The organism is Providencia huaxiensis, from assembly GCF_002843235.3.
In the GTDB taxonomy this organism is placed as follows: domain Bacteria; phylum Pseudomonadota; class Gammaproteobacteria; order Enterobacterales; family Enterobacteriaceae; genus Providencia; species Providencia huaxiensis.
Genome location: NZ_CP031123.2, coordinates 2596318 through 2621890, shown reverse-complemented (window position 1 = coordinate 2621890; position 25573 = coordinate 2596318). Strand labels below are relative to the sequence as shown.

The window sequence follows — 25573 nt, the reverse complement described above, 5'->3', positions numbered from 1 at the left end:
TTATGACAGATATAACCATTCATCAAGCAGCAGAAAAGGCGCAACAGTTAGAGCTGCTTAGCCTGATGCTCCCTAATTATCCTCGTAATTTTACACCAAGCGATATCGTCGCTATTTCCTCACTTATGTCTGAATTATCTGGTGATGTAGCCGCATTCTTGAACGATGTGGCAGCGCAGGAGGGAAAGGTATGAGCAAGCCAATTTCTTTAGATGTAGCTGCATACAAGGCGCAACAAGCCCATTCATTGATTATGGCCATACTGGAAAAGGCTAACGGGAGATGCCCGACTGAATTAGTAGACCTAATTACTATCGCTTGTGATTTAAGTGGTGAAATTCGGGAATCCCTCGAGGAGGCGACCAAATGAAAACAATTAAATTAAAAGTTGGTCACTTATCTACCTTGGAAGAAGTCGAGCATATTAACGAGGAGCTCCAAGCGTTACTAATCCCACTGTTAACGGCTGTAGAGAATGAGGCTGACACAGATACACATTTTCTACTGAGAGCAGTTAATCGCCTTGTACATGCTCAAGGGAAAGAAATTACTCGGTTAGCGGAGGTGATGAAATGAGACAAGTCACTATCAATGCCACCAGCCTAAGTCCATTCATGTATCAAGGTAAGCGAGTAGTGACCTTTGCCATGATTGACGAGGTACACCAACGCCCGAAAGGTACAGCAAAGCGCACATTCAACACGCATAAAAAGCACTTCATTGATGGAGTAGATTACTTTTTGCTCACTAAGTACGTAATACGTACCGAGTTACCCGAGCTGGAAATAGGTGGGAAAGCAAAAGAGTTAATGCTTATCACTGAGTCAGGTTATTTGATGGTTGCCAAGCCATTTACCGATGATTTGTCGTGGCAGGTTCAACGCTCAATGGTTAACAGCTACTTTCGACTGTCTGAGTTTCCCGAAATTAAACACATTCAAATTCCCACGCTGGCGGAACTTGAAGCCATGCCAATTGGTGAGGCTCAGAACTTGATTAGCCGTTTAGAAGCTGACTCTTATCAAGGTCACGGTAGGCGCGGTAGTTATGCCATGAACCTACGTCGCAAGGAGAAGAAAGCACTAAAACCAATGCTAATGGCCATTGAACAAGCCTCACAGCTACACATTCAGGATATGGGGGATTATCGCTCATGAGAACGTTTCAAATCGCAGGGTATGGCACAACACCGAAAGGGTTAACGCTAGGTATTAGCAAGCGTGTGATATCAGCCACCCAGAAAGACGCACAATCGCAAGTGATGCGAGAAGCGCAACGTGACGGTTTAACCGATATCCGAATTAACTATGTGCGTGAGGTGAAGTGATGAATCAGGAACAGAAACGCGAAGTGGAAATGTTACTAGAGCCGCACAAAGCAAAAGTATTAATGCTAATTACTTTACTTTCTACGTGGCTGGAAGCTGAAGAGTGTGGCGAAACCAGAAACATGATCTGGGCGGTGTTGATTGTTGTTTATTCGATTAGGGATGAAATGAACGAAGCGGTAGGAGGTAAATAAATGAGCAACATTATTCCATTCAAGACCAAAGCGAACTCGCTTGATGATGCGCTGAAAGCCTTTGCTTTTGCTGTATTTAAAAGCCGCCCTAATGACTTTGAGGAATGTTACACCTACACGGAAACATGCCAAGGCCGTACTAACAAGCAACAAATTTCACCGATTGAGTACCTTGGTTTTTTAACTGAGGTTTGTTTTATTGAGCCGTTAATAGACCAGTTTGAAGAATACGAAACGGCCGCACTGGAAGCATTAACCAAAGCGGTAGATTGTGGGCTTCTTACTCTGGAGGGTGAAGCGTTATATCAGTCTATTTTAAGTGTGTCTCATGAAATGGCTGAACCAGCAGGAGGCGCAGACGATGAAACCGATTGATGTTATCCGTGATGTGAAGCTGAAAGCTAACGGACAATGGCAAAACATATTATCTAACCTTGGGGCAGAAGTGCCCCTAAACATTCACACGGCTTGTCCTCATTGTGGCGGTAAAGACCGTTTTAGATTCGACGACAAAGACGGCAACGGCACGTTTATTTGTAGTCAGTGCGGCTCGGGGGATGGGTTGGACTTAGTTCAGCGTGTTCTGGGTGGCAGCGTGACTGAGGCAGCGTATGAAGTGGCAGGCATGATTGGAATTGATACCCGTTCAGATAATCCACCAGCCTACCGTAGCCATGAGGTAAAAGCGCAACAGGACGCATTGAAAGCACAGCAAGCCCAGAACCAAGCTAACGAGCAGATAGAGAAGCATAAACGCTTTACAGCGCGATACAGCCGCACTATTGCCAATGCTAAACAGGGCGAGTCTGAATACCTGAAAGCGAAAGGCTTTGAGAGTACCACCGTGACTCTATTAGCCGATGGTTCGTTGATTATTCCATTGATGGACGCTGACGACACAATTACAGCGGCACAGACGATTAAACCCAATGGCGATAAACGGCTATTACTCGATAGTGCGAAGAATGGCAGCTATTACCCCATTAATGAGCCTGTAAACGTTTCTACGGTGATTATCGCTGAAGGATTAGCAACCGCCATGACGTGCCAGTTAATCCAACCAGAAGCGCACACAGTAGCGGCAATTGATGCGGGTAACTTAATTCATGTGGCTAAGGTGATGCGGACAAAGTACCCAGAGAGCCAAATTATCATTGCTGGAGATAACGACAGTAAAAATGAGATTAACACGGGCAAGGTGAAAGCAGAAGCCGCAGCGAGAGAAGTTAGCGGCTATGTTTCAATTCCACCTTGTCAGGGAGATTGGAACGATTACCTGCAATCCAGAGAGAGGGAAGCTACTGCCTCTGCTTTCAGCGAGGGAATATATCAGCCACAAGGAGACGAGGCAATGAGTGAGATTACATTGCCTGAAACGGCAAAGGAAAGCGTTACCGAAACAGTAAAACCAAGCGACCCCATGAAAATACGCATTGAATCACGCGACGATGGTGTATTTCTGGTTACGCCTAAAGCGGACAAAGAAACAGGGGAGATCATCAATCATGAACAATGGTTATCTAACGCCATAAAACGCATTACGAAAGGCGTTAATGACCTGAATCAAAAGTATTTGATTTTCGAATGGGGTAATAACAATGTTCAAGCCGTTCCGATGGGGGATATTGGCGAGCGTGAGGGCTGGAAAACGCTTAAAAATGCAGGGCTAATTGTGACAACTAAATCAGGGCTAAGACAGTCTTTGTCTGATTGGTTATTGCGCCAGAAATTCAAAAAGAATTGGAGTATTACCAATAAATCAGGTTGGCACAAAGGCGCGTACATCATGCCAGACGGCTCAATTATTGGCACACCCGAGCAACCGATATTTTTTAACGGGCAAAGCGCAGCCGCTACCGCCTACCAGACAAGCGGAACAGTAGAAAGCTGGCGGAATGATGTTGCACGATTGGCTAACGGTAATAGTTTTATGATGTTTGCGATTGGCGCAGCCTTAGCCGCACCGATGACGAGTATCACAGGGGCGGACAGTTTTGGTATTCACATTTACGCCCAATCGACAGCAGGGAAAAGCACCACCGCAGATATGGCTGTGAGTTTGTACGGTGATCCCGATTTGCAGCGTTTAACGTGGTATGGCACTGAATACGGCATGACTAACGAGGCTGTAGCGCACAATGACGGGCTTTTGTATTTGGATGAAGTCGGACAAGGAGCAGACCCTAAACACGTCTATAAATCGGCTTACACGCTATTTAATGGCAAAGGCAAGATACAAGGTGCGAAAGATGGCGGCAATAGGCAGGTTCAAAGCTGGCGGACGGTGGCTATCAGTACAGGGGAAAAGGACATTGAGACCTTTTTATTAAATTCAGGTGTGAAAGTGAACGCAGGGCAATTAGTGCGATTACTGAATATCCCCATTGAACGCGCCACCGAACTACACGAATGTGAAACAGGGAAAGCCCACGCAGATTTAATCAAGGTGAATTGTCGTGATAGCTACGGGGCAGCAGGACGCTATTGGATTGAGTACCTATCAAATCACAAAGACGAAGCTAAAGAAGCCTACAGAGCCGCCCAGCAACGCTGGAATAAGTTAATTCCAAGTAGCTACGGGGAACAGGTACACCGAGCGAGCGACCGATTCGCCACGATTGAAGCCGCTTTGATTATGGGCCGTGTGATTACGGGGTGGAGTGAACAAGATTGTAGGGATGTAGTTCAAGCAATATTTAACGTATGGGTCGCAGAGTTCGGCACGGGAAACAAAGAGTATGAGCAAATCAAAGAACAAGCTGAGGCGTTTTTGAATGCTCACGGATTAAGCCGATTTGCCCCAATTCCTTATGATGTTAGGGATCTACCTATTAGAGACCTTGCAGGATATAGGAAGAAAGGCAGTAACGAGGATGACCCGATAATCTTTTATACCTTCCCGTCCGCCTTTGAGAAAGAAATCGCGGCAGGGTTTAACTACAAACAATTTGCTGAGGTGTTAAAAATGGCTGGCATGTTAACACCACCCACCAGTGGGAGAGGTTATCAACGAAAAAGCCCACGCATAGACGGACGGCAATTTAATGTTTACGTTTTGCAGTTCGCTCCAGAGAGCACAGAAGAAGATAACAATTGAGCAACAACTAGCGGAGGGATGAAAATCCCATAATGTTTTTTTCATGTGCGTGATTTTATCGTTTTAGTGTCGGTTCAGTTGGTTCAGTAGATAAGTTTTATTGATTTATAAGGGAAAAATAGCATTTATTGAACCAACACTGAACCAACAAGAGGCTGTTTTGAACCGACAAAGTGGCATTTTGAACCAACACACAGAATTAAAGAGTTTTTCCACTGGATGGCATTTTTAAATTCGATGTTGGTTCATACATAGAAAATGTCGGTTCAAATCATGGGTATGTTGGTTCAGTATTTTCAAATAAATACTTTGAAAACAAGCATCTTTACAAATTGAACCAACTGAACCGACTGAACCAACACCTGATCGCGTATTTAATAGAAAAGTTTTTTTGAGGAAAAAGAAATCATGACCCGAGTGACTTTATCATTAAGAAAAAATAACAATGGTGTAACAAATTCACCAGTGATGAACACACCAAAAAGCATACAGGCTAAAACGCCACAGGAAGCCTCACAGCAATCGAAGAAGAAAAACAAGGCAGATGTTCATGCGAAGAAGAAACAACACCGTATCGACCGTATAGCGCAGCATTGGACGCTATTCAGTGAGCCAGAAGCCAAGCCGCTAATGATTGGCATCAAGGAAGCTATGATTGCTGAGGTTAAAGATAAAGGTCTGAATATCCCAGAGGGGCAAATAAAGCAAGGGCTACACGCTTATATCAATCGTAAGGTATATTTAAAGGCTCTTATCTTGGGTGGCAATCGGTTTGATATGTACGGGCAACCTAACGGAGAAATCACGCCAGAACAGCAAGCCATAGCAGAGAAAAAGCTGGCGGAATGGGCTAAAAAATAGCAAGGTAACAACCGCCAAAGCATAAGCCGAGGCGGTTATGTATAATTGGCCTTATCAACTAAAAGGATAACCAAATGAAAAAAATCATGATAACGGCTTTATTGGCTTTGTTTCTATCGGGATGTGATAACAGTCCACCAGCACCCTACGGCTTTAAGTGGGGGCAATCGGTGGAGGATATCCAAAAGTTAAACTTAGATGGTGAAGGATGTAGTTTAGCTACTTGTACGTTAGAAAATACGCCAGATAACACTGATGGAATTACATTTTTAATATTTGCACCTGATGCTGGACTGGTGCAAATCTTACATTCTGAGGAACTGGAAAGAACCGATAAAAAAGATGTGATTGATAAGTTTACTAAAGTCACTAATAACTTAAAGTTGATATATGGTGAGCCTACTGCTGAGACAGCCAGAGTTGATGATGAAAATAATTTCTTTGATTGTTTAGATAAAATTGGATGTAGTGATATATCTGCAGAATATGATAATAACGGTTATAAAGCATCTGTATCTGTTGGGATAAGAAATAAAGATAAAAAATTAGCTATTCTTACCAATTATCTAAAACCCAAAAACTAGAACTCTTACCTATAAGAAAAGCCGACCTTGAGTCGGTTTTTTGTTGTCTTAATTTCATAAAAGTCAAAATAAGTAGAAAATATTTCTACATTCATAATTATTTATAGCAATATATTATTGTTTATTTTTTGCTCTGGATTATAATTGTAGTGTATATAACAACAGGGTGGATAAATAATCATGGATAAGCCAAAAAGAACCTTCAAAGCAGTGTCAATTGAAAGCGACATAGTAGATCGCGTTAAAAAATTTAAAGAAAAACAGGGTGAAAAAGATGTTTTCATTCAACGAGCGCCTATTAGCCAATTGATTCAAGGGCTATTAAGTGATGCCTTACAGCGTGAGGGGTTCTAATGGAAAAGTTACAGCAGTTAGCAAGTACCATAGCTCAGATTTATGTTGATGGGCTAAAAGCGGAAACGGGAACAACATTAGTGACTTATAACGGCATTACAGGCGAGGTGATCCCTGAATTGCTGGCGGCAGGGCTATTTGATAATGCGGTATCAATTGTTAAGTCTCGCGGTGAGTCGTTCGACGTTGAGAGTAAGGCCTGTGATTTATTGCGTCCGTATTTGAATGTATTCACTAAGCCATATTCCATCACAGATCAGTGTATTTATGTGATTGGCGAAATGACACGCTTTGCATTACGTGACGGTAATGTCAGCGGGTTATCAGCGAAACATTAAAAGAGAGGTCATTATGTTTGAGATTGATGGGGTTGAAATCATCATTAAAGCTGATACCGAGGGCGTTCTTGAGGCGGGGAAAGCGGTTAGAGAAACAAAACGGAAAATGGCTGAAATGGGTAAACAGGCCGATGATACGTCAAAAGCCTTTTACCGATTTGATAAAACAGCAATCGCGGTTTCCAGTGCGTTAAAAATGCCTGAAATTAACCGATTATCACGTCAAATGAGCGAGTTAACGGGGCAAATTGGCGCAGCGTCAGCCGCAACAGATAGAGCAACTAACGCGAATGCGCGTTTTACAGGGATAATTAGTAATGTCTCTGGGTTATTAGGTGCGGGGTATATTTCTAATATTGGTAGTGCGACCTCCTCACTCTTACAGCACACTCAAGGGGCAATTAACGCCACACAAGCCGAGGTTTCACATACTCGCGCTATTCAAATGAAAGCACAGGCATTACAAGCCGCAGCCTCCCAAGAAGTCATTAACGCTAGAAATCTGACGGTATCAGCACAAGCCGAGTTAAAAGCGGCTCAGGCAGCGTTAGAGCACGTTTATTCACTAGAAGCGGCTAACGATGCCAAGCAACGTGATTTAGAGTCACTGAGAGCACGACAGGCGGCACAGCTCAAGGATGCCGAAATAACCTACCAAATGGCAGCGAGTGAGGAAAATCTACAACGCGTCACCAAAGCCAGCAACGCCCTACATGCCACAGAAACCAAAATCAAAACGCATTTAGCCACAACAGGGAAAGAAATTGCGCGTGTAGAGGCTCAAGTTGCTAAAGCGAAAGAAGTTGAAGCCAACGCAACCCATAAATTAAATGCGGCATTAGCATTAGAGCAAAAAGCGAAAACCACACTAGCGACCACAACGGACGCAATGACCGCAGCCAATAACCGCGCAGCCCAAGCCGCTAAAACTCAGTCTATGGCTATGCAAGGGTTACGGGGCGCGGTTGGGTTATTAGGTGGTCCTACTGGCGTATTCTTTTTAGCTGCCGCAGGTGTTTACGCATTGTATAACGCCATGAACGATGACACCGCCACTAAAGAGTTTAATGACAGGGTAGATCAGTGGATTGATAAAATTGACGAACTGTCGGCAAAACAGGCGCGTGTTGTCGCTAACCGCTTAGGCGAGAAGATAGCGGAAACAACCACAGAGCTAGATGGACAGAAAAAAAGTCTTGAAGCCGTAAACGAAAAGCTACGAAATCATAGAGAAGAACTTGGCAGAATTGAAAAAGGAATTCAGGATCTTAAAAAGCAAGATGGAGAAGTTAGCCCATCATACTCGTTAGATGATTTCGTTAAGGAAATTGAAAAACTCACCAAGAAACAGCAGCAATATGAGCTACTTATTTCAGAAGGCGAGCAAAATATTCGTCGCTGGACGGTATCACAAGGCAAAGCCGCTGATATTGCTAAGGTTAGAGCGCAACAAACGGATGAACTGACCAGAGCCGATTTAATTTATCAACGCCAAGCTAAAGGCGTGATTGATGCTAATCAACAAGTAGCCCGATCACTGGAATTAGGCAGCGAGGCAGCAGTTAAGAAAGAGCAGGCTATCAAAGAGCTAGAAAAGGCGTTAATTGCTGACGGCTTTGTTAAAGACTCTGAAATATTTAAACAGAAAATCCAAGAATTAACGGATGAGTTTGATAAAACGGTCAGCTTGAACCTTGCTAACTCGCTTACTGAGATTGAGCAGCGCACCCAAGCCCTCACTATTGGCATGAAAGACGGTAAACCGGCACTGGATGAATACAACGCCTCGTTGCTCCTTATGCAAATGGGATTACAACAAGGTTCAGCGGCCTACAATACCGAACTCCCGAAAGCCATTGAAGCCATACGTAAGTTACGTGAAGCCCAAGAAGCCGCACTAAGCAGTAAATCAAAAGGCAACAAGTCAGCTAAAGCCGCCAACCAAGCGAATGAAGCGATAAAACGTCAGAGTGAGCAATTGGCCACACTGAAAAAACGCTATGGATTACTGGAAAGTGGCGCAGCCGATGTTAACCGCGAAATGGCAATCTATGAAGCTGTTCAGCGACTTGGAGCACAGGCAACAGAGAAACAAAAAGCGGCTATCTCAAAAGAGGCTGCGGAACTGTTTGACCTCAATCAGCGCGTGAATGATTTCATTGCGGCTCAGGAAATCACCCCAGAATTAAAACTGGCGCATACCTTTGGTGAGGAAGTGAAAACCCTCAAGCGTTTGTTAGATGAGGGATTCATCAACAAGGAAGATTTTGAGCGCATGGGGCGTGAGGCGATGGTGTCATTTAATCAGGGAATGACCGATATCAAAATCAACGCCTCAGTCAATTATATTGAGGAGAACCGCGCTAAATTTGACCCAATTCAGGCATTGGCTAATGAGCATACTCAGAAGTTGGCCATGATGAAAGAATACAAGGCGCAAGAGTTACAAATACTCAATGAAGCCTATGCAAAACAACAAATTAGCCATGATCAGTTCACCGCATCCAAAGCGGCAACCGATGCGCAATACCAGCTACTCAGAACCGCAGCAGAGAAAGAGTATCAACAGCAGCAGTTAGCGGCACAATGGGAGTTAATGAGACAGCAGAACCTAGGCTATGAGATGTTAGCCTCGGCGGTTGATTCTCTGGCGGGTAATGTTTCAAACGTCATGACAGGGTTAATCACTGGCTCAATGGATGCGTCCGAGGCGTTGCGTTCGTTAGGTAATACGATGCTAAACAGTGTTGTAAATTCCATTGCTCAGGTTGGCGTGGAGATGCTTAAAAACTTCATCCTGACCAAAACAATTGGCGTTGCTTCACAGGCAGCGAACGCAGCGGCAGCAACAGCAGGAGGCGCGGCAGCATTAGCGGCTTGGACACCAGCGGCAATCGCGGCATCTATCGCAACAGGTGGGGCGGCATCAGGAACGGGATTATCAGCGTATACAACCGCACAGGCCGCAGGGAAAGCTACATCGATGTCAATGATTGGCTTTGGCGGAGGGCGTAAGAATGGCGGGGTAGTTGATGCGAGTAAATATTATCGTGTCGGTGAAAATGGTAAGCCTGAGATATTCCAAGCGAGTACGGGCAAGCAATACATGATCCCTGGTGACAATGGGCGAGTTATATCAAACAAAGATTTACAGGGCGGACGTGGCAGTAGTGTTAATTTCAGTGTGGTAATTGAAAACCATGTGGCAAATGCCGCCATCGAACCAAGAATGGAAAAAGGGCTTACTGGTGAAGATGTGGCAAGGATCATTATCACTGATATGAATGAGAAAGGGCCCATACACCGTTCAGTAATCAACAACACAACAGCAGGCCCCAAAATATAATAAGTATGGGCAGATTTCTGCCCTTTAGTTTTATTGGAGTACAGCAATGATAAAAGTAAAAGTTGTCAGTAAAAAAGGAAATGGTAGCTTTGACCGCTATGTTAGCCATGTTCAGCAAAGAGTGTCTTTAGCTATGCAGCGGTTTCTTATCGACGCTGGAGCACAGGCCTCAGTCTATACGCCTATCGATACCTCAACATTGATCAATAGCCAGTTTCGCACAGTCACCATTAACGGTACGCGAGTAACGGGGCGTATTGGTTATTCCGCCAGCTATGCCGCGTATGTGCATGACCCGAAAGTTAAGCAGAACTTTAAGCGTCCAACGGCTAAAAAAGAGTTCCTGAAAAAAGGTGTAGAGGAAACGTTACCCAATTTAGCTAAGTATATTCAGGAAGAATTGAAGCGTTAACTTGGTACTTTCGTGAACAGTACGCGCGCGAGGGAGAAATATGACTTTTCGGGCACGTTAGCAAAGGTAGTTAGATAGTTTTTACACATCGTATAATGGGAGTTTTTACACACGTTAGACGGAATTATCGGACACGTTAGCGGTTAATTTTCGGACATCGTAGCAAGAGTTTTCGGAGTCCATAAAAAGAGAATATTAATCTTACCTTGAAATAGGCTTGTATCTATTGGTATCACAGGGATTGATGAAGTAACGATAATGACAATTTATGAAAAACTCATATTATTTCGGATTGAAAATGGCGAGGCATTATGAGACCACAATCAAGGCACTATACGGACGCATTACCAACTATCGGGCATGGCACTATTGCTGCTATCAGAAAGTTTAAAAACAATGGTGAAGGCCTACAGTGGGATACTAGCGCAGGTAAACTAATCATTGGTAAAAATGGTGATAATTACTTGGTCGTTATAGGCGATAAGCGATTCTCTTTATCACTCGTCACCACTCAAGCAGGTTATGGCGTTCGCTACTGGTATTTATGCCCCTATTGCCGTAAACGTAGAGCGGAGCTTTATTTTAGTCGTAAAGATTTAGCCTGTAGAGCGTGTTGGAATTTCCACTATGCCAGCCAGAGTGAAAACAAGCTTGACCGATTAAGGCGCAAGGTGCGAGTAGGCCGCTTTGCTATTTGGGGTTATAGCCAAGATGTTAGTAACCTAACCAAGCATGTGTATTCTTTCGATAAACCCAAGGGCATGAGGTGGGAGAAATTCAGGGAGAAAGTAGCAGAACAAGCAAGATTAGAGGATTATTACTGGCAGGCATTTATACCATTTGTCGATAAATTAACGTCGGGTATTAAGATAAGGATAGCCTAATATTTCCACGCAATACCACCTCACGAAACCTCACGCCATTAATATTTTACTACTAGCCAAAACTAGCCTTGCTACTAGGGAAAACTAGAGGTTATTGCGCAAAACGAAACGCGCACTCTAAACAGCTAACATGAGTTGTTGTTAGATAACATATTGATAAGTGGATAGTATTTATTATTAAATGAAATTGCGCATTGATGCCAAAATTGCGCACTAAAACTGCGCACAGAATTGCGAATTCGCAGTTTGAAAATTGCGAACAAAAGTGCGAATTTCACAGTTGGCCATGAAGTGGGAATGTAGTGTTGAAGCCCCTTTCTGGGTGGCTTTATTCAATGATGGCCTGTTAACAATTGTTAAGGTTGTTCGCAGTTTGCTGCTTCATAAAACTTCAGGTTGAACTTAGTAAAACTTAGTAATCATTCGCAGTTTGATATGTATCGGAATGTATCAGTAAATTGCGCACTAGATGCTAAGAAATGCTAAGGTTTAATGCGCAGTTGAATGCCAAGTTTTACAGGGGTGATTTCGCCTAATATATAATCATTGGCTCTGACAACTCACCAATAATTGAAAGCTTGATTTACCCTCCTATGCCGTCTAGATCTGCTAGTGGTCATACTCAACAACTAATTCCTCGGTAATATACCTTAGAGGCACTATACCGTTATATCCAGCCTCAACATAAGGGACCACCCTATCGCCCCATGCTTCCTCTTCTTTCCAGAGTGTCCATGGAATCAGTTTGTTAAACTTACTTTCGTGAAGAAACAGTATTGAAATCTTATCACCACGTCCACGCTCAAGGATTAGAGTAGGAAAGCATTTATATGCATGTTCTTCCCAGTACTTGGAGCCACAGCATCTATAGTCGAAAAAAGACACACAATTTCGCTTCCTAAAAAAACCATTAGAGGAGTTACCAAATCTTGAAACTTGCAATAGTTCAGAATTCGGAATCAAAGCACCAGATTGTTTTATAAGTGGCATATTAGCTGTAGGAGTAACATGAAATATTCTTCCTGAAAGTACAGGTAAGATATCATTGTAATGTCTGATTTTTAGTTGATTAACTTTCATATACCATTCAGCACCCATTAAGCGATAGCAGACGAGCAATATTACAGAGGGTTATTAAAATATGCAGTTAGATATTTGAATGTAATTTACCTGCTATATCCTTGTGACGCTTCCACGCTGAATAAATATCCTTATCCCACGCTTTACCGCCTTTAGTTTGATATCCAGCCTCGTTAATTCGTTCAGCGATAACGCGCCCGTTATCTATGCCCTCTGATAGCACCAAATTAACCACAGAAACGACAGCAGACTCATTATAGGTATACGGTGGGATATCTGCCTTACCAGCAATTAAAGACGCTACAGATGATTCTAGGCGTTCCACTAGCGATAACATACGAGCGTCAGGATTGCTGTCTGGGTGGTTTAACTTCTCTTTGATAGCTGAGACTATCCACGATGTTTTATCGCTACCAGAGTTCGATACAGCATCATTAAACAGGGCTTGTAGTTCAGCAGGTAGACGAAAGGCAATAAGATTAGATTTACTCATGATAATAGTCCGTTATTAGCTCAGTGAGTGCTTATTATATCAGCGTATAACACTGTTATACAGATTAGAAAATGTCAAGTTGCTGGTGGATTTAACGAGTAATTGTATAACTTAATATAACAAAGTCAGGGTAACTTACTGTAAAACAAGCAAAGCGTATTATTGCGCCTTGTAACTAACTGAATACATGGCAAAGCTCAAATTTGAGCACAGTCTAATTTTACCAATAGAATCAATCGGCTCATTTTTGAGCCTGTATTTATCAATAGAAACAATGCCCTCAAAATTGAGGAGGGTTAACGATTGTGATTATGGCCATAGTCGAAAAGGGTGACAGTTGAAATGTTACCCTTGATACTGAGGACGGCTTGAAATGAAGCTCTCATATCAAAACCACAAATTAGTGTCTTTAGCCAAAGCAGCTAAGTATTAGCCAGTACAGCTAACCCATACGAAAAACACGGTGTAGTTATTTTGATATCAAAAAGACTTACGGTAATAACGTACCAAAATGGTACTAGTATAAACCACGGTGGTACTATGGTGTTGTTATAGTGATTGTAAGGTATCCGTTTTGGTATCCACCGAAAAGGCTATATTTTACTGGATACTCCATCCGCTGAATGTTGACAATTGTTGACATCAGAACCAGACAAAACCAGACATGGGAACCTGACAAAACCTGACATGAGAACAAAGTAAATGTTGTTAATTGTTGTGGTCGAAAACTTGTCAAAACTTGTCATCACGCCAAAGAAATTTATAAGCCCCGTCCAAAATCAAATAGGTACGCAGTAGGTACACATTTAATTCTAACGATTCGTTATAATTAAATAAAATCATGATGTTGCATAAAAGTACGCAGAATGGTACGCAGCAAAACAAGGGTAATAAGTTTGGACTAGTTTTGACGGATATAACTTGGTTGCTATCTTGACGGTTGCCACTCTGGTTGCCAGCAAAACAGCATGTTTTATGCTAGTGGATTGATGGGCTTTGATTGTTCCAATTCAGCACAATCAAGGTATAGCGATAATCACAACACCTTTGAGGTATAGCCATGTTACAACGTGAGGCAATAGAAGCCGTTATGATGGAGATAGCCCACCAGCAAGGGCAATCACTCAATGGACGCGATAGGTTAGCTATTAGAACGGGTGTAGCGCAGACAATGCAGGCTAAAGAGCGTCATAGGCGGAGAATGACAGCACCAACCTACCAATGGACTAAGCCAGCACCAAAACGATAATAGGTTGCCTTGATATCAAGGGTACTTAAGGCGGTTAAATAGGACTCCTTGAGATTAAGGAGTCATGAGGCTCTGAAATTGGAGGCTCGTCACTGGCTGGCAATATTCTAATCATGGCCATGAGATAAAAGTAACCACTTTGGTAACCACCAAAAGTAACCACAATGCAAATAAGCATTGCGATACCCACAGGACAATTTTGTCCTCTGAATATTAATTTCATACTGATAATAAAAACATCTCATAACGATAAATGTAATCATCTTAAAAGGATGGTCGTAATTAATTGGTAGATGTGAACTATATTTCATATAAAATATTCTACGCTTAGGACTTAAAGCCATAAACAAGAGTGTTATAAGCTATTAAATTGTGTCTGTGAGAAATATTATAAAAAAGGTGAAGCATTGTGAGCATATTAAAATCGATTTGGGATTTTTTTGGGCTTTATCAGACTAAAAAAATAAGAATTTTACATGCGTTAATTCTACTTTTGGTAATATCACAAATCATTGTGAGTAATTGGATGACGGGAACTAAGTCAGTAGTTGTTCCGTTTTTTGACGAGACTTATTTATTCACTTGGATTCATATCGTTTCAGGTTTTGTGCTTTTTTTCTTAACGTTCTTTTTAGTCGTGTTATGTTTTAACCAGCGAGGGTTTAGATATTTTTATCCCTATCTCTGGGGGGACTTTAAGCAAATCAAAGAAGATATAAACTCTCTTTTAGCTAAAAAGCTACCAGACAGCTCACCTAAAGGGCTTGCCGCGACAGTTCAAGGGTTAGGGTTAGGTGCTTTATCAATTGTTATTTTGTCTGGTATTGCATGGTTTATTCTATGGTTACAGCAGTCACCACTTGCTTTAGAGGCTAGAAGTATTCATAAATCACTCACAATTTTAATTGAGATTTATATTTATGGTCACGGTGGTTTAGGGATTATTCATTTTATAATTTGGAAAAAAAGTAAAAATAAATAGGTTTGCTTGATACCTCATTGGCAATATGGGTGATTAGTCGCCCATATTCATTAAATGATATTTTGTTGCAATCTGTAGATGCTAATAAGTTACCGTGACGCAAATATGCGTTACCGAGTAAATCAATAGTTTATCTACTCTGAACATGAATAACCAAAGCTAAAATAACGGTCCTATTGCGGTCCGTATAATGTGATTGAACGGCAAGATTACGGCAAGGTTAGACGGGGATGTTGCGGGGAGGGTTAAGCCGATAACGGTAAGGTTACGGTAAGGAATCAGGGCGAGATTAGGGCGAGGTTTCCATAATGGTTTCCAGTGAAAACACACTTTAGGAAATGGAAACTAACACTAAGGTTACGCTAAGGTTTCAGGCGGTCAATTTGACCGTTAGTAATATAAACAATGTATTGTCACCCCTTACCATTGGTCACTGAAACGATGACCAATGAGCGTTAATCTGGTTTTGTGACAGAATTAAACGTTATCAATTAGTTATATTTTGATTCCGTCGATTTACGGAATTAAGCATAATCAATAGCTTATAGATACATACGGGATTATCCCGTATCATCATGGATAAATTAACGTTTAGATCACCCCTAGAAATTGGAATTATTACCCGACCTTCCAGAGTCCCAATAGCATTATATTTTAACCAATTGCTTATATTGTGATGGTATTAAGATGAATAAACCAGAAATGAGAAGCGTAAAATCAATAAGGATCACCACGTCAGGAACGGTAATAAAAGCCCCTGAGCGAGTTAAAACAGCGTCAGGTAAAGTTATGGCCACAATGACTATTCAGGCTGAGAGTGACAAGCGTAGCCCGTACCCATTAAAGATAGTGGCATTCGATATTAACGCGCTGGAGCTAATGACCTGTCAGAAAGGAAACAAAGTAACTGCTACAGGTCGTTATGAATGGTTTAATGGTTATCAGCTAACAGGGGCGCAGATAGTTACCTGTTAGTAAATGTTAGTATCAATAAGCCGATTTGAAATCGGGAAATCCAAAGAGGTTATTTCTCCTCTTTAAGCTAACCCAATATTATTAGACTAGCTAACAACTAAAACTCTTAAAGATATGTGGTTCAGCTAACCCGAAAATATCGGGGCAGTTCGAATAAGTCCACCAGCCTACCTATTCTATTTTGTACACCTCATATTGAGGTGCGCAAATAATCATTGCCGTCACTTGAAATCGCATTAGTGATAATCACTCATTCCGTTTGAAACAGAGGCAGTGAAAAACACGGGGAGGGTTATTTCTGGTTGGTGTTTCATTATCTGCAATAAAATTGCCATTGATGATATTTATGCAATGCTGGTGGCATTGGGAATACTGAAGCCTGAACCTCTTAATTTTTGAGTCACAAAATAAAAAGGGGGCATAATTGGGGGCATGACACGAAATTGAATGAATTTAATGCGTTTATAATCAGTGTATTATGTGTTTATATTGAATCCTGTAGGGGTACCATTAATTTTCAATCACTTACCATCATTTAAAATTCTCCACTTTTCCTAACTGGGACGTATTTGGGACGCAAGTATCGAAAATATTGTCTATTTGCTTCGTGCGTTCAGTTAAATGATTAGGTGCTAAGTGGGCATATCTTCTCACCATGTCAACCGATTTCCAGCCGCCCATGTATGCCGCAGAGCATGAAAGCGGAAGTTTTCTATTCCTGCTCTTTTTAATCCTGCATACCAGGCGTTATTATCATCAACTCTTATTTTCCATACTGTTGGGGGTATTGCTGGTTATTGCCTGAAATCTGCATCTATCCTAGTATTTGTTTTCTATACAACTGGAGGGGGTGATATGCGTAATTGGCTTGGGTACTTAATATATTTCTCTATTATATTCGCTATAGCAAAATGCACTATGACTATAGCTCCAAATGCCAACATTTCAGGATAATGTTTTATCAATGAAAAATGGAGATTTTCGATGAAACCATGGGATCCTTGGGTTGGGATGACGGTGTTAGTCGTAATCATAATCATATTTCTAATAACGTATTGCACTTTGATTATGTTTCCAGGCTATGTGCCACCAGCTAATTAACTTCAATTTGCACTCCCGCTAAGCTAACATGACTGAAACTAATTGATGGAATGGTGAGATGAAAGGATACATAGTTGCTAGCTTGCTAATGATTGCTTGCTCTGGTTTTTATGCACATTCTAGTAATGGTATTGACCCATTAGTAGCAGATGGAAAAAGGTCTAATTATGGTGATTGGGATTTTCTTTATGCTGAAAAAATGAACTATGATTTATGTAAGCTATCAGTAGAGGCTATTTATACATCTGGCGCAATCGATCATAAATTGACATCAATAACTCATTTCGAAAACGCGCACACATTAATAACACAGAGACCAAAAAATGTAGTTAGGATTGATTGCAACGGACATGGTGGAAATATAATGATATTGACCGCTGATTATATTGTTCAATAGTTAATTTATCATTAAGAGACTCTGAAATTAGTGGCTCGTTACTGGCTGGCAATACTCTAATAATGCTCATGAGATAAAAGTAACCACAATATAAATAAGCATTGCGATACCTGCAGGACAATTTGGTCCTCTGAGTGAATATCAATAAGTTACCTCAAAGATAATAGAAAAAGCTACGAGTTCGTAGCCTTGGTGTGTATTTATAGTAATTTAGATAACATTCGTTATTCTAGATAAGCCCCTCAGTGCTACAGTATGGATTACAGGTGAGACGCTTGTACAGCAGTTACCTAATACTGATAATTTATATTTTTTTGCTTGTTCAGAAATAGCAGTAAATAGGACGCAATTTTGAGTCATCATCCCGCATAATTCGATATGGTTAATATTATGGGTTATAAGCAAGTCATTGAGATTTGTTTCATCAAAGGAATTACCATGCTTTTTAGTCACAATCAAATGGCCTGGAGATAAGTTAGTGAGCTTAGAGATAAGTTCACAACCATCTGTTGTTTCATCAAAAAAAGCGGCTCCTTGTGGTGATAAGTGTTGAATAAAAATCACAATATCATCAGTTCTTTCATACTCTAAAATTTTATTGGATATATGCTCCAAAGTAGTATCAATATTCCATAAGGGAAACCGGCCATCAGAAAGATAGTCATTTTGTGCGTCAATAACAATTAATGCCTTGTCCATAATGCCCCATTAATTTTAGTTAAGTTCTATTTGAATATGAAATAGGACGATAGAAATTACAATAATTTTTTAGTGTTAAATATCAATTATAATCGGCAAGATTACAGCAAGGGTTAAGCCAATAACGGTGAGGTTACGCTAAGGTTTAAAGAGGTCACAGTGACCGTTAGTAATAAAAACAATGTGTTACTGCCTATTACTATTGGCCACTGAAACGATGACCAATGAGCGTTAATCTAATTCGTGATAGAGACTTTTTCCCTTAAAAACAAGCAAAATATCGATAAATTAATTACCTTACTAAGGCAATTAATACATATTACATCATAGATTTAAATGATAAATATGCTCTCCATCAATAATATTACCTGTAAATTCAAAGCCAAATGACTGATACAGGTTTTTCGCTACCGTGTTTTTTTCATTAATCCCTAATGTAATAAGCTGGATAGCTTCCGCAGAGAAAAAATCGAGGATTGCTTTGAATGACTTTCGACCTAATCCTTTACCAATAAATTTATAGTCAAGCATATATCTACAAAGCATAACTTTTTTTAAATTAGAGCTTGTTGTCTTATACATAAAAAAGCCGATTAAATTATTTTGGAAATATAAGGCTTTTGGGTAAAAATTTGGGAAGTAACTTGCTTCTGCAATTGATGTCGCATTACAGCAGATATAGTCTTCTAATACTGTGGCGATCCCATCTGAATTAGAGGTCAATTCACATACATCAAATAAGTTGTCCTGATTAATACTACTTATAATAATCATAAAGTTATTTTCTCTACTATTGATTCTATATTTCAGCATTAGGGTGAACGATAACATCCCATTTAATATATGGAATTAACCCCAGCGAGTTTGCTAGTGCTAGGGACGCAGTATTGTCTAGCTGGCATCGATATTGTGGTTGATACCCTTTTTCTAAGGCGATTTTACAAATGGCAGAGACAAGTTCGCGTGCATGGCCTTTACCACGATGCTCAGATAAGGTTAAAACCCCTAAATCAGCGATAGCCAACTTTTCATCATCCCAAGGATACATACTCGCAACGGCAATTAATTGGTCATTGGAAAACAATCCGTACACCAACCAGTGATCAAGTTCTACGGACGCTCCTTCTAAATCATCTTCACTAGATGCTTCACAGAAAGATTGAAATACGGCGGCATCTATATTTGTTAATACGCGAATATCACTCAGTATTTGTTGTTGTTGTAGTTTTGATAACGCTTCTTGGCTGAAATAAAAAAATTGGTCTGCTCCATGCCATTGTTCCGCGAGGGTATCACGCAATATTTCTGCAACTTCTCTAGTCAAATCGGGAGTGATAGATAATTTAGCACAGAGCTGTGGATGTAATGAAAGCCAATATTTATTTTGTTCTTGAATAGCGACCGCTAAATAGTCTTCATCAATATGAGCGTTTACATACACGGCTAAATCACTTTGATTTAAATAACATTCGCCTGAAGTTTTTTCTTTCAGCCAATATGCAGCAATATCATTATTTATCAGGGGCATCATAGAATTCCTTATATTGGGTCAAAATGATATCGGTGATCTCATAAGCAATTTTTTGCGTATCTAAATCTTCAATATTTCCTAAAACTGCAACGGTTAAGCCTAAATCAGGTATACGTAGAAAATAGGTGGCATAACCAGCCCATCCCCCAGAATGTTCGAAATGCATTAAGCCAAAGTGTTGTGAAATAATAACGCCATAGGCATATTGCTGGTGATGTTCAATGACTTCACCTGTTCTATTATGGGAAGGTAATGCTTGAAGCATTTTCTCGACTAGTTTTTTACCACCAACTTTCCCACTCGTATAGTTCTCACCCCATTTCATTAAGTCCAAGACATTGGAATGAACAGCGCCATCACCTGTTTGAGTCCATAGACTTTCGCTTAATTGATAGCCAGATTCAGTATTTTCACGATAACCTCGAGCAATCGCTGTGTGAACAGGATACGATTCAACAATAAAAGTATTACTCATCTGTAATGGTTTAAAAATATATTGTTGGGCGAATTCGTTATAACTTTGGCCACTAACGCGCTCAATAATCATGGATAATAAAAAATAGCCTGTATTACAATAATCAAATTGTGTTCCGACAGGGGTAAGTGGGTGAGGGAAGGCAATTAAATCTGCCAAACTTTCTTCTGGTCCTAAGGCGTCAGAATAATCAATCCCCTTATTCAAGGCCAATTCAATGTAATCAACCATGCCACTAATATGATAAATCAAGTCTTGAATCGTAATCTCATTAGCGTATTTAGGTAATTCAGGAATATATTTAGTAATAGGGTCGTGCAAAGCAAGCTTGTTGTTTTGTTCTAATAGCAAGATAGCAAAGGCCGTGAATTGTTTTGATACTGAGGCTAAATTAAAAATAGTTTGGGGTGTTAATGCTTCTTTTTGTTCCAGCTCAGCAAACCCAAGGTTACCTGAATAGGATACGCCATGGTCAAATTTGGCCATATATGTAAAACCAGGGCCATCAGCTTTAAATTGCTGTTCCCATACTAAAAGGTTTTGTGACGTGTTATTAAATATTGCACTTCTGTTATCTGTGAAAGTACTCACTTTATTCTGCCTTAGAATTTATTTACTAACAATTTGTATTCAATTTATAAAATAGATAATGGTTATGCCGTAGTTGTACTACGATTCATTTTTTTTCGAAAAGCTATTTATGCTATTGGATAAATCAAAGCATGAATGTTACATCTTCAAGTGGACTTTAAGTCAACCTCTATTTCGGTTTTTATTCCATGGGGAGGTGAAAGCATTATTTTACCTTCGTTGTATTCAGCTTTAGCTAATATTACAGACTTATTCGATGGTAAGTAGTGGGTAGTTTTCATAGAACAGGAAATTAATAATGACTTTCTCAATAGTAATTTTAGTGGTTTTTCTTGGGGTGGGAGCAACCATCGTGATGGATTTATGGGCGCTTATCCTTAAACTGTGTGGCCAATCGACGTTAAAATTTTCACTGGTAGGACGTTGGGTAGGATATATGATAAATGGGCAGTTTATACACCGCCCATCAATCGGCCAAAAGGCAATAATTCCTGCGGAGAATGCATTAGGTTGGGGTGTTCACTATGTAACGGGCATTATTTTTGCCTTTATATTTATATTATTGGTAGGCGAAATTTGGTTTACATCTCCTGTATTATGGCCTGCGCTACTTTTTGGAATAATTACAGTTGCTGCCCCTTATTTTATTATGCAACCAGCGATGGGAGCAGGTATTGCAGCCAGTAAGATGCCAAATCCTAATAAAGCTCGGTTAATGAGTTTATTATCTCATAGTGTATTTGGTTTAGGTCTTTACCTGACAGGATTAGTTTTACAGCCTTTGTTGACTTATTTTTTGTGATTATCATGAGTTAAGCATTTCATTATTCAATCGGTAAAATAATAACTTATTGTCGCTGAGCTTGGTTGGCGACAAAGTTCATTATGTAGAGTGTGACATCCTCGCAGTTCGATAAAATTTAAAGTATCGTGTCTTATGAAGACACGACGATAGAACAAAACTTGTGTATGGAAAACAATTCACCCAGATCCGCTATAAATTACCTCAAGTGATAGAGTGTTTTAATACACTCTAACCCCATACTTCTTTGCATTACCACCAAGGCGCACCCGTTTTCTATTTGTCTGCTAATTATCTCATGAAAATCTAGCACTTAAGTGGCATAGAAAGATATGTTTCAATAGCTTGATTTAAGATTTTAATTGTTCGCATTGTTTGGTTAAATTTTAATATTGCTTCATCAGATATATTACCAGTAAGGAAATACTCTTCTAGTAATTTACACTCCAATGCAATTTTCTTAGCACCAATAATTTGGCTAGAACCTTCTAAACGATGGCAATAATGCGCTAAATTAAGCCAGTCTTGTTTTTCGAATAAACGTTCTGCTTGTTGTATATCTTCTATATTTTCTTGAAGACTTGTTTGAAGTAATTTATTTAATAGCTGTTGGTCATCTTGAGTCAACTGCATTAATGCATCTAAATTGATTAAACTATTTAACATTGGAGGAATGGGCTCTTCTGTATCTTCTTCTATTTGTTGAAGGGTACAGCGTAATAGCAGAGCTTCAATCTGAGATAGACGTAAAGGTTTAAATAGGCAGTCATCCATGCCAGCCTCTATACAGCGTTGGCGTTCTTCTTGCCTTGCATCTGCGGTTAACCCAATAATAATTAGAGTTTGGGAAGATATTTCTCGTAGTTGCCGAGTCAATTCTAACCCATCAATGTCAGGCATATTGCAATCGGTAATTACTATGTCGATTGCATTTTTTTTCCATAATTCTAGGGCTTGTTTCCCGCTCTTTGCTTCAATGACATGATGACCAAATCTTGTTAATTGGCGTACTAATAGCAGGCGATTTGCAGGGTGGTCATCAACGGCAAGTATTCGTAAGCGTTTATTATTTTTTGTGGCCTTATAAAGTGTCGGAAGCGAAACTCTAGTATTTTTCCGATGCTTAACGGGGATATCGATTAAAAATTGAGTACCATGCCCTAATTGGCTGTATAAGGTAATAGTCCCATTCATCATGGATATAAGTTGTTTACAAATAGCTAAGCCAAGGCCTGTTCCTTTATGTTTACTGCTTGATTCAGCTTGGGTATAGGGGGAAAAAATCAATTCTTGTCGGTTCTCTTCAATCCCCATTCCGGTATCAGAAATAATGATCCTTAAAATATTTTGATCATGGTTTTTGGGGAGGTAATTAATGATAATCTCAATCGTTCCTTCGGTAGTAAACTTAATTGCGTTATTAAGTAGATTGGAAATAACCTGACGTAGTCGAAAAACGTCGATATATATTTCATCAGGATGGATAGCATTAAGATGATAATGTAGAGAAATACCTTTCTGTTTAGCTAGTCCTTCAAACAAACGGACAACGGGCGTTGCTAATTCATTACTTTTTACCCACTCAGGAACGAGTTCCAGTTTGCCTGACTCAATTTTTGCCATATCTAAAATATCGCCTATAAGCCCCATCAATGATAATGCGGACTCATACGGTATTTGAATTGATTCCGTAATATCATCTTGTTGATTTTTATTCGTGGCGGCTAATTCTAATAACCCAATAATTGCGCTGATATGGGTACGAATTTCATGGCTCATGATAGCAAGGAAATTGCTTTTTGTTTGGCTTGCATGCTCTGCGCGTTGGCGAGCACTAGAGAGCTCGGTAAGGAGTTGTTCATGTTCAGTTATATCTTGCCAACTACAAATAAGACCAGAAATATTACCTTGGTTGTCTCTATATGCGACGGCTTGATGCACTATCACCCTTTCACCCATTCTGTTTTTTATTTGATAACGTTTAGGTGGAGAAACTAGACTCTTAGGATCATCAAAAAGAGAATACAATTTTTGGTAAATTGCCGATAGCGGGTGTTGTTGTGATGTTAATGAAAGTTGTTTTATGTTTTCATTATCAGGACTGAAAAAGCTCTCCCATGCTGAATTGCTATTTATTATCGTTCCGTTTTTATCAATGACATAAATAGGAACAGGAGTACCATTATAAAGAGTTTATAAGAATATAGCCTGTTCCTGTAAGCGTTTTTGTGTATATTTTCTTAATCGAATTTCACGATGTAAATAATAATTCCATATTAAAGATGTAATAATAAGAATAGCGGCAATGCAAGCTAATGTGTAGAACTCGGCACGGTATACTGTCCATGTATCCATTTCAACATCTGGTGAGCCTAGCCATTTATTAGTTAATACTGATATATCTCTCGGCGGAATAGAGGCAATTGTTTTATCTAATATACTATATAACTCAGGTTGGTCACGTCCTACGGCAAACGATATATAAGCTGTGTCTTCGCTTAATTGCTCGCTGATTTTTAATCGATTACGAAAATATCGGTCAATCATATAGTGAGCGCTGATAAGATTCTCGATGGTACCATCCACTTTTCCTTCATTAACCATTTGCAAAGCAGAATAGGTATCTTTAGTTTCAATTAATTCCACTTGAGGGTAGTTCTTTGTTAACCAGTCGTGAATTGCATTATCTGGGGTGATCGCAAGTTTTGCTGCCTGAGCAATTTTTTTATGGGCTAATGGTGTGTCCCTAACAATTAAAACAAATGGGGGGAGAACATAGGGGCGAGTAAATAATAATTCTTTATCATTTTTTGAGTTTTTTGTAATTGAAGCAATGAAATCCCCTTTATTTTGTTTTAATAAAGTAATCTCATCTTTTTCAGAGCTTGCTTCAATGACTTTAAAATTAATATTTGTTTTGAAATGGATCAGATTAAGTATATCTGCAGAGAGGCCATGAAATTGTTTTTGTGAGTCAAAAAATGTGAAAGGGGCATTTAGTGAATTAATGACGACTTTTAACTCATTGTGTTGTTTTAGCCAATCTATTTCCTTTTGTGTGAATACAACAGATTGTTTTAGTGCCCATAAATCAGGTTTTGAACTCCAATGATGAAAAATAATATCATGCTGAGCTAATGATATTGAGCTTAAAATGATATCCACAGTACGCTTTAATTGCGCATTTTTAGGGTGAAAGAGAAAGACTGGGCCAATATTTTCATTAGAGAAAATCTCAGCAGTGGATAATGTTGTTGCATAGTGGCGTTCAAGTAAAAAATTAGCCACGATCATTCTGCCTAGGAAATAATCATTTTCACCAAATGCGACGGAAGATAATGCATTTTGTGGTAAAGGAAAACGTTCAATCTTTGCGTCGGGAAAATATTTTTTGATCCATTCATTGCTTGGGTAGCCTTGAACCGTAGCAATACGAGCACCGTGAGGTATTGGGTGCTTATTGGACATTGCCGCTTTTCGTGAAATAAGTACGGGATAATCAGGAATATATGGAGCGCTTTTGAGAAAACCATAGCTTTCGTTTCTTTGTCTTTTGCCATCATCAGCTAACATATCTATCTCACCATTGAGTAGGCCCTGTAATGCCATATCTCTATCTGGGTAGTAGATGATTTTGAAGCGCAAACCTAAGTTACGCATGATGGTCATAATGCTATCTGCAGAAATTCCTTTATAAATTCCTGATTCTAATACTAAATCAAAAGGGGGGTTATTAGGAGCGTAGACACCAATAGCTAATTCTTGTTTTTCTCCTAGCCATCTCCAATCACGATCACTCAA

28 protein-coding genes and 2 pseudogenes are annotated in these 25573 nt (G+C 39.9%); 20 read left to right on the top strand and 10 right to left on the bottom strand.

The features are described from left to right. Positions 1-2: 2 nt before the first annotated feature. From CYG50_RS13785 to CYG50_RS13720, 15 genes are all read left to right on the top strand, one after another. The gene (locus tag CYG50_RS13785) at positions 3-194 is read left to right on the top strand and encodes a hypothetical protein (RefSeq protein ID WP_102139355.1); all 192 of its coding nucleotides are present in this window, start codon (positions 3-5) and stop codon (positions 192-194) included. Beyond that, on the top strand, positions 191-370 hold the full coding sequence (locus CYG50_RS13780) for a hypothetical protein (protein ID WP_036960434.1): 180 nt from the start codon (positions 191-193) through the stop codon (positions 368-370). Before CYG50_RS13785 ends, CYG50_RS13780 begins: the two co-directional genes overlap by 4 nt. Further along, positions 367-576, top strand: a complete 210-nt coding sequence (locus CYG50_RS13775; protein WP_004906529.1) for a hypothetical protein — start codon at positions 367-369, stop codon at positions 574-576. Before CYG50_RS13780 ends, CYG50_RS13775 begins: the two co-directional genes overlap by 4 nt. Next, positions 573-1157, top strand: coding sequence for an ORF6N domain-containing protein (locus CYG50_RS13770; protein ID WP_102139354.1), 585 nt, complete (start codon positions 573-575; stop codon positions 1155-1157). The genes CYG50_RS13775 and CYG50_RS13770 overlap by 4 nt, the downstream gene beginning before the upstream one ends. Then, positions 1154-1327 carry a hypothetical protein gene (locus tag CYG50_RS23520; protein ID WP_004255426.1) on the top strand — a complete coding sequence of 58 codons (174 nt, stop codon included), beginning with the start codon at positions 1154-1156 and terminating at the stop codon, positions 1325-1327. Before CYG50_RS13770 ends, CYG50_RS23520 begins: the two co-directional genes overlap by 4 nt. Further along, on the top strand, positions 1327-1521 hold the full coding sequence (locus tag CYG50_RS13765) for a hypothetical protein (RefSeq protein WP_102139353.1): 195 nt from the start codon (positions 1327-1329) through the stop codon (positions 1519-1521). Before CYG50_RS23520 ends, CYG50_RS13765 begins: the two co-directional genes overlap by 1 nt. After that, complete coding sequence (locus CYG50_RS13760) at positions 1522-1896, top strand: hypothetical protein (protein WP_102139352.1); 375 nt, start codon at positions 1522-1524, stop codon at positions 1894-1896. Beyond that, positions 1883-4618, top strand: a complete 2736-nt coding sequence (locus CYG50_RS13755) for a TOPRIM and DUF927 domain-containing protein (protein ID WP_102139351.1) — start codon at positions 1883-1885, stop codon at positions 4616-4618. The genes CYG50_RS13760 and CYG50_RS13755 overlap by 14 nt, the downstream gene beginning before the upstream one ends. Positions 4619-5026: 408 nt before the next feature. Further along, positions 5027-5479, top strand: coding sequence for a ProQ/FINO family protein (locus CYG50_RS13750; protein WP_238706804.1), 453 nt, complete (start codon positions 5027-5029; stop codon positions 5477-5479). Positions 5480-5553: 74 nt separating this feature from the next. Then, the gene (locus CYG50_RS13745; protein WP_102139350.1) at positions 5554-6063 is read left to right on the top strand and encodes a putative periplasmic lipoprotein; all 510 of its coding nucleotides are present in this window, start codon (positions 5554-5556) and stop codon (positions 6061-6063) included. A gap of 180 nt (positions 6064-6243) precedes the next feature. Then, a complete protein-coding gene (locus tag CYG50_RS13740) occupies positions 6244-6417 on the top strand; it encodes a 3-hydroxybutyryl-CoA dehydrogenase (protein ID WP_102139349.1) in 174 nt (57 codons plus the stop codon). Beyond that, on the top strand, positions 6417-6755 hold the full coding sequence (locus tag CYG50_RS13735; protein ID WP_102139348.1) for a hypothetical protein: 339 nt from the start codon (positions 6417-6419) through the stop codon (positions 6753-6755). Before CYG50_RS13740 ends, CYG50_RS13735 begins: the two co-directional genes overlap by 1 nt. 13 nt (positions 6756-6768) lie before the next feature. Continuing rightward, positions 6769-10101 (top strand): coiled-coil domain-containing protein, encoded by a 3333-nt coding sequence (locus tag CYG50_RS13730; RefSeq protein WP_102139347.1) that lies wholly within the window; start codon positions 6769-6771, stop codon positions 10099-10101. 46 nt (positions 10102-10147) lie between these two features. Beyond that, positions 10148-10513, top strand: coding sequence for a hypothetical protein (locus CYG50_RS13725; protein WP_102139346.1), 366 nt, complete (start codon positions 10148-10150; stop codon positions 10511-10513). Between the two features lie 311 nt (positions 10514-10824). Further along, positions 10825-11397: a hypothetical protein gene (locus tag CYG50_RS13720; RefSeq protein ID WP_102139345.1), complete on the top strand. Its 573-nt coding sequence runs from the start codon at positions 10825-10827 to the stop codon at positions 11395-11397. Positions 11398-12006: 609 nt separating this feature from the next. On the opposite strand, the gene CYG50_RS13715 is transcribed toward CYG50_RS13720, so the two are convergent. Further along, positions 12007-12477: a hypothetical protein gene (locus CYG50_RS13715; RefSeq protein ID WP_102139344.1), complete on the bottom strand. Its 471-nt coding sequence runs from the start codon at positions 12475-12477 to the stop codon at positions 12007-12009. A gap of 67 nt (positions 12478-12544) precedes the next feature. After that, the gene (locus CYG50_RS13710; RefSeq protein WP_102139343.1) at positions 12545-12970 is read right to left on the bottom strand and encodes a hypothetical protein; all 426 of its coding nucleotides are present in this window, start codon (positions 12968-12970) and stop codon (positions 12545-12547) included. 1060 nt (positions 12971-14030) lie between these two features. On the opposite strand from CYG50_RS13710, the gene CYG50_RS13705 reads away from it, so the two are divergent. The 3 genes from CYG50_RS13705 to CYG50_RS13695 all read left to right on the top strand — a co-directional run bounded on the left by CYG50_RS13705 (position 14031) and on the right by CYG50_RS13695 (position 16176). Further along, positions 14031-14219, top strand: a complete 189-nt coding sequence (locus CYG50_RS13705) for a hypothetical protein (RefSeq protein ID WP_102139342.1) — start codon at positions 14031-14033, stop codon at positions 14217-14219. Between the two features lie 409 nt (positions 14220-14628). Beyond that, positions 14629-15201 (top strand): cytochrome b/b6 domain-containing protein, encoded by a 573-nt coding sequence (locus tag CYG50_RS13700; RefSeq protein WP_102139341.1) that lies wholly within the window; start codon positions 14629-14631, stop codon positions 15199-15201. Positions 15202-15888: 687 nt separating this feature from the next. Further along, on the top strand, positions 15889-16176 hold the full coding sequence (locus CYG50_RS13695; RefSeq protein ID WP_102139340.1) for a hypothetical protein: 288 nt from the start codon (positions 15889-15891) through the stop codon (positions 16174-16176). Between the two features lie 531 nt (positions 16177-16707). Here the strand turns inward: CYG50_RS13695 and CYG50_RS23150 are convergent. Then, positions 16708-16964: pseudogene (locus CYG50_RS23150) on the bottom strand (integrase); the annotation flags it as partial. 371 nt (positions 16965-17335) lie between these two features. Between CYG50_RS23150 and CYG50_RS13685 the strand changes: the two are divergent. After that, positions 17336-17674: a hypothetical protein gene (locus tag CYG50_RS13685; RefSeq protein ID WP_102139339.1), complete on the top strand. Its 339-nt coding sequence runs from the start codon at positions 17336-17338 to the stop codon at positions 17672-17674. A 210-nt stretch (positions 17675-17884) separates the two neighbouring features. On the opposite strand, the gene CYG50_RS13680 is transcribed toward CYG50_RS13685, so the two are convergent. From CYG50_RS13680 to CYG50_RS13665, 4 genes are all read right to left on the bottom strand, one after another. Beyond that, positions 17885-18373 carry an isochorismatase family protein gene (locus tag CYG50_RS13680; RefSeq protein ID WP_102139338.1) on the bottom strand — a complete coding sequence of 163 codons (489 nt, stop codon included), beginning with the start codon at positions 18371-18373 and terminating at the stop codon, positions 17885-17887. 324 nt (positions 18374-18697) lie between these two features. Continuing rightward, positions 18698-19147 (bottom strand): GNAT family N-acetyltransferase, encoded by a 450-nt coding sequence (locus CYG50_RS13675; protein ID WP_168222860.1) that lies wholly within the window; start codon positions 19145-19147, stop codon positions 18698-18700. A 25-nt stretch (positions 19148-19172) separates the two neighbouring features. Further along, positions 19173-19904, bottom strand: a complete 732-nt coding sequence (locus CYG50_RS13670; RefSeq protein WP_102139336.1) for a GNAT family N-acetyltransferase — start codon at positions 19902-19904, stop codon at positions 19173-19175. Then, positions 19885-20970, bottom strand: coding sequence for a serine hydrolase domain-containing protein (locus CYG50_RS13665; protein WP_102139335.1), 1086 nt, complete (start codon positions 20968-20970; stop codon positions 19885-19887). Before CYG50_RS13665 ends, CYG50_RS13670 begins: the two co-directional genes overlap by 20 nt. Before the next feature lie 298 nt (positions 20971-21268). Here CYG50_RS13665 and CYG50_RS13660 point away from each other — a divergent pair, with 298 nt between their 5' ends. Next, on the top strand, positions 21269-21772 hold the full coding sequence (locus tag CYG50_RS13660) for a DUF2938 domain-containing protein (RefSeq protein ID WP_102139334.1): 504 nt from the start codon (positions 21269-21271) through the stop codon (positions 21770-21772). A 306-nt stretch (positions 21773-22078) separates the two neighbouring features. Here CYG50_RS13660 and CYG50_RS23650 read toward each other — a convergent pair whose 3' ends face one another. From CYG50_RS23650 to CYG50_RS13645, 3 genes and pseudogenes are all read right to left on the bottom strand, one after another. Continuing rightward, positions 22079-22405: an Hpt domain-containing protein gene (locus CYG50_RS23650; protein WP_375373125.1), complete on the bottom strand. Its 327-nt coding sequence runs from the start codon at positions 22403-22405 to the stop codon at positions 22079-22081. 105 nt (positions 22406-22510) lie between these two features. Further along, positions 22511-23950, bottom strand: a pseudogene (locus CYG50_RS13650) (ATP-binding protein); the annotation flags it as partial. 15 nt (positions 23951-23965) lie between these two features. Beyond that, positions 23966-25573 (bottom strand): transporter substrate-binding domain-containing protein, encoded by a 1608-nt coding sequence (locus CYG50_RS13645; RefSeq protein ID WP_168222858.1) that lies wholly within the window; start codon positions 25571-25573, stop codon positions 23966-23968.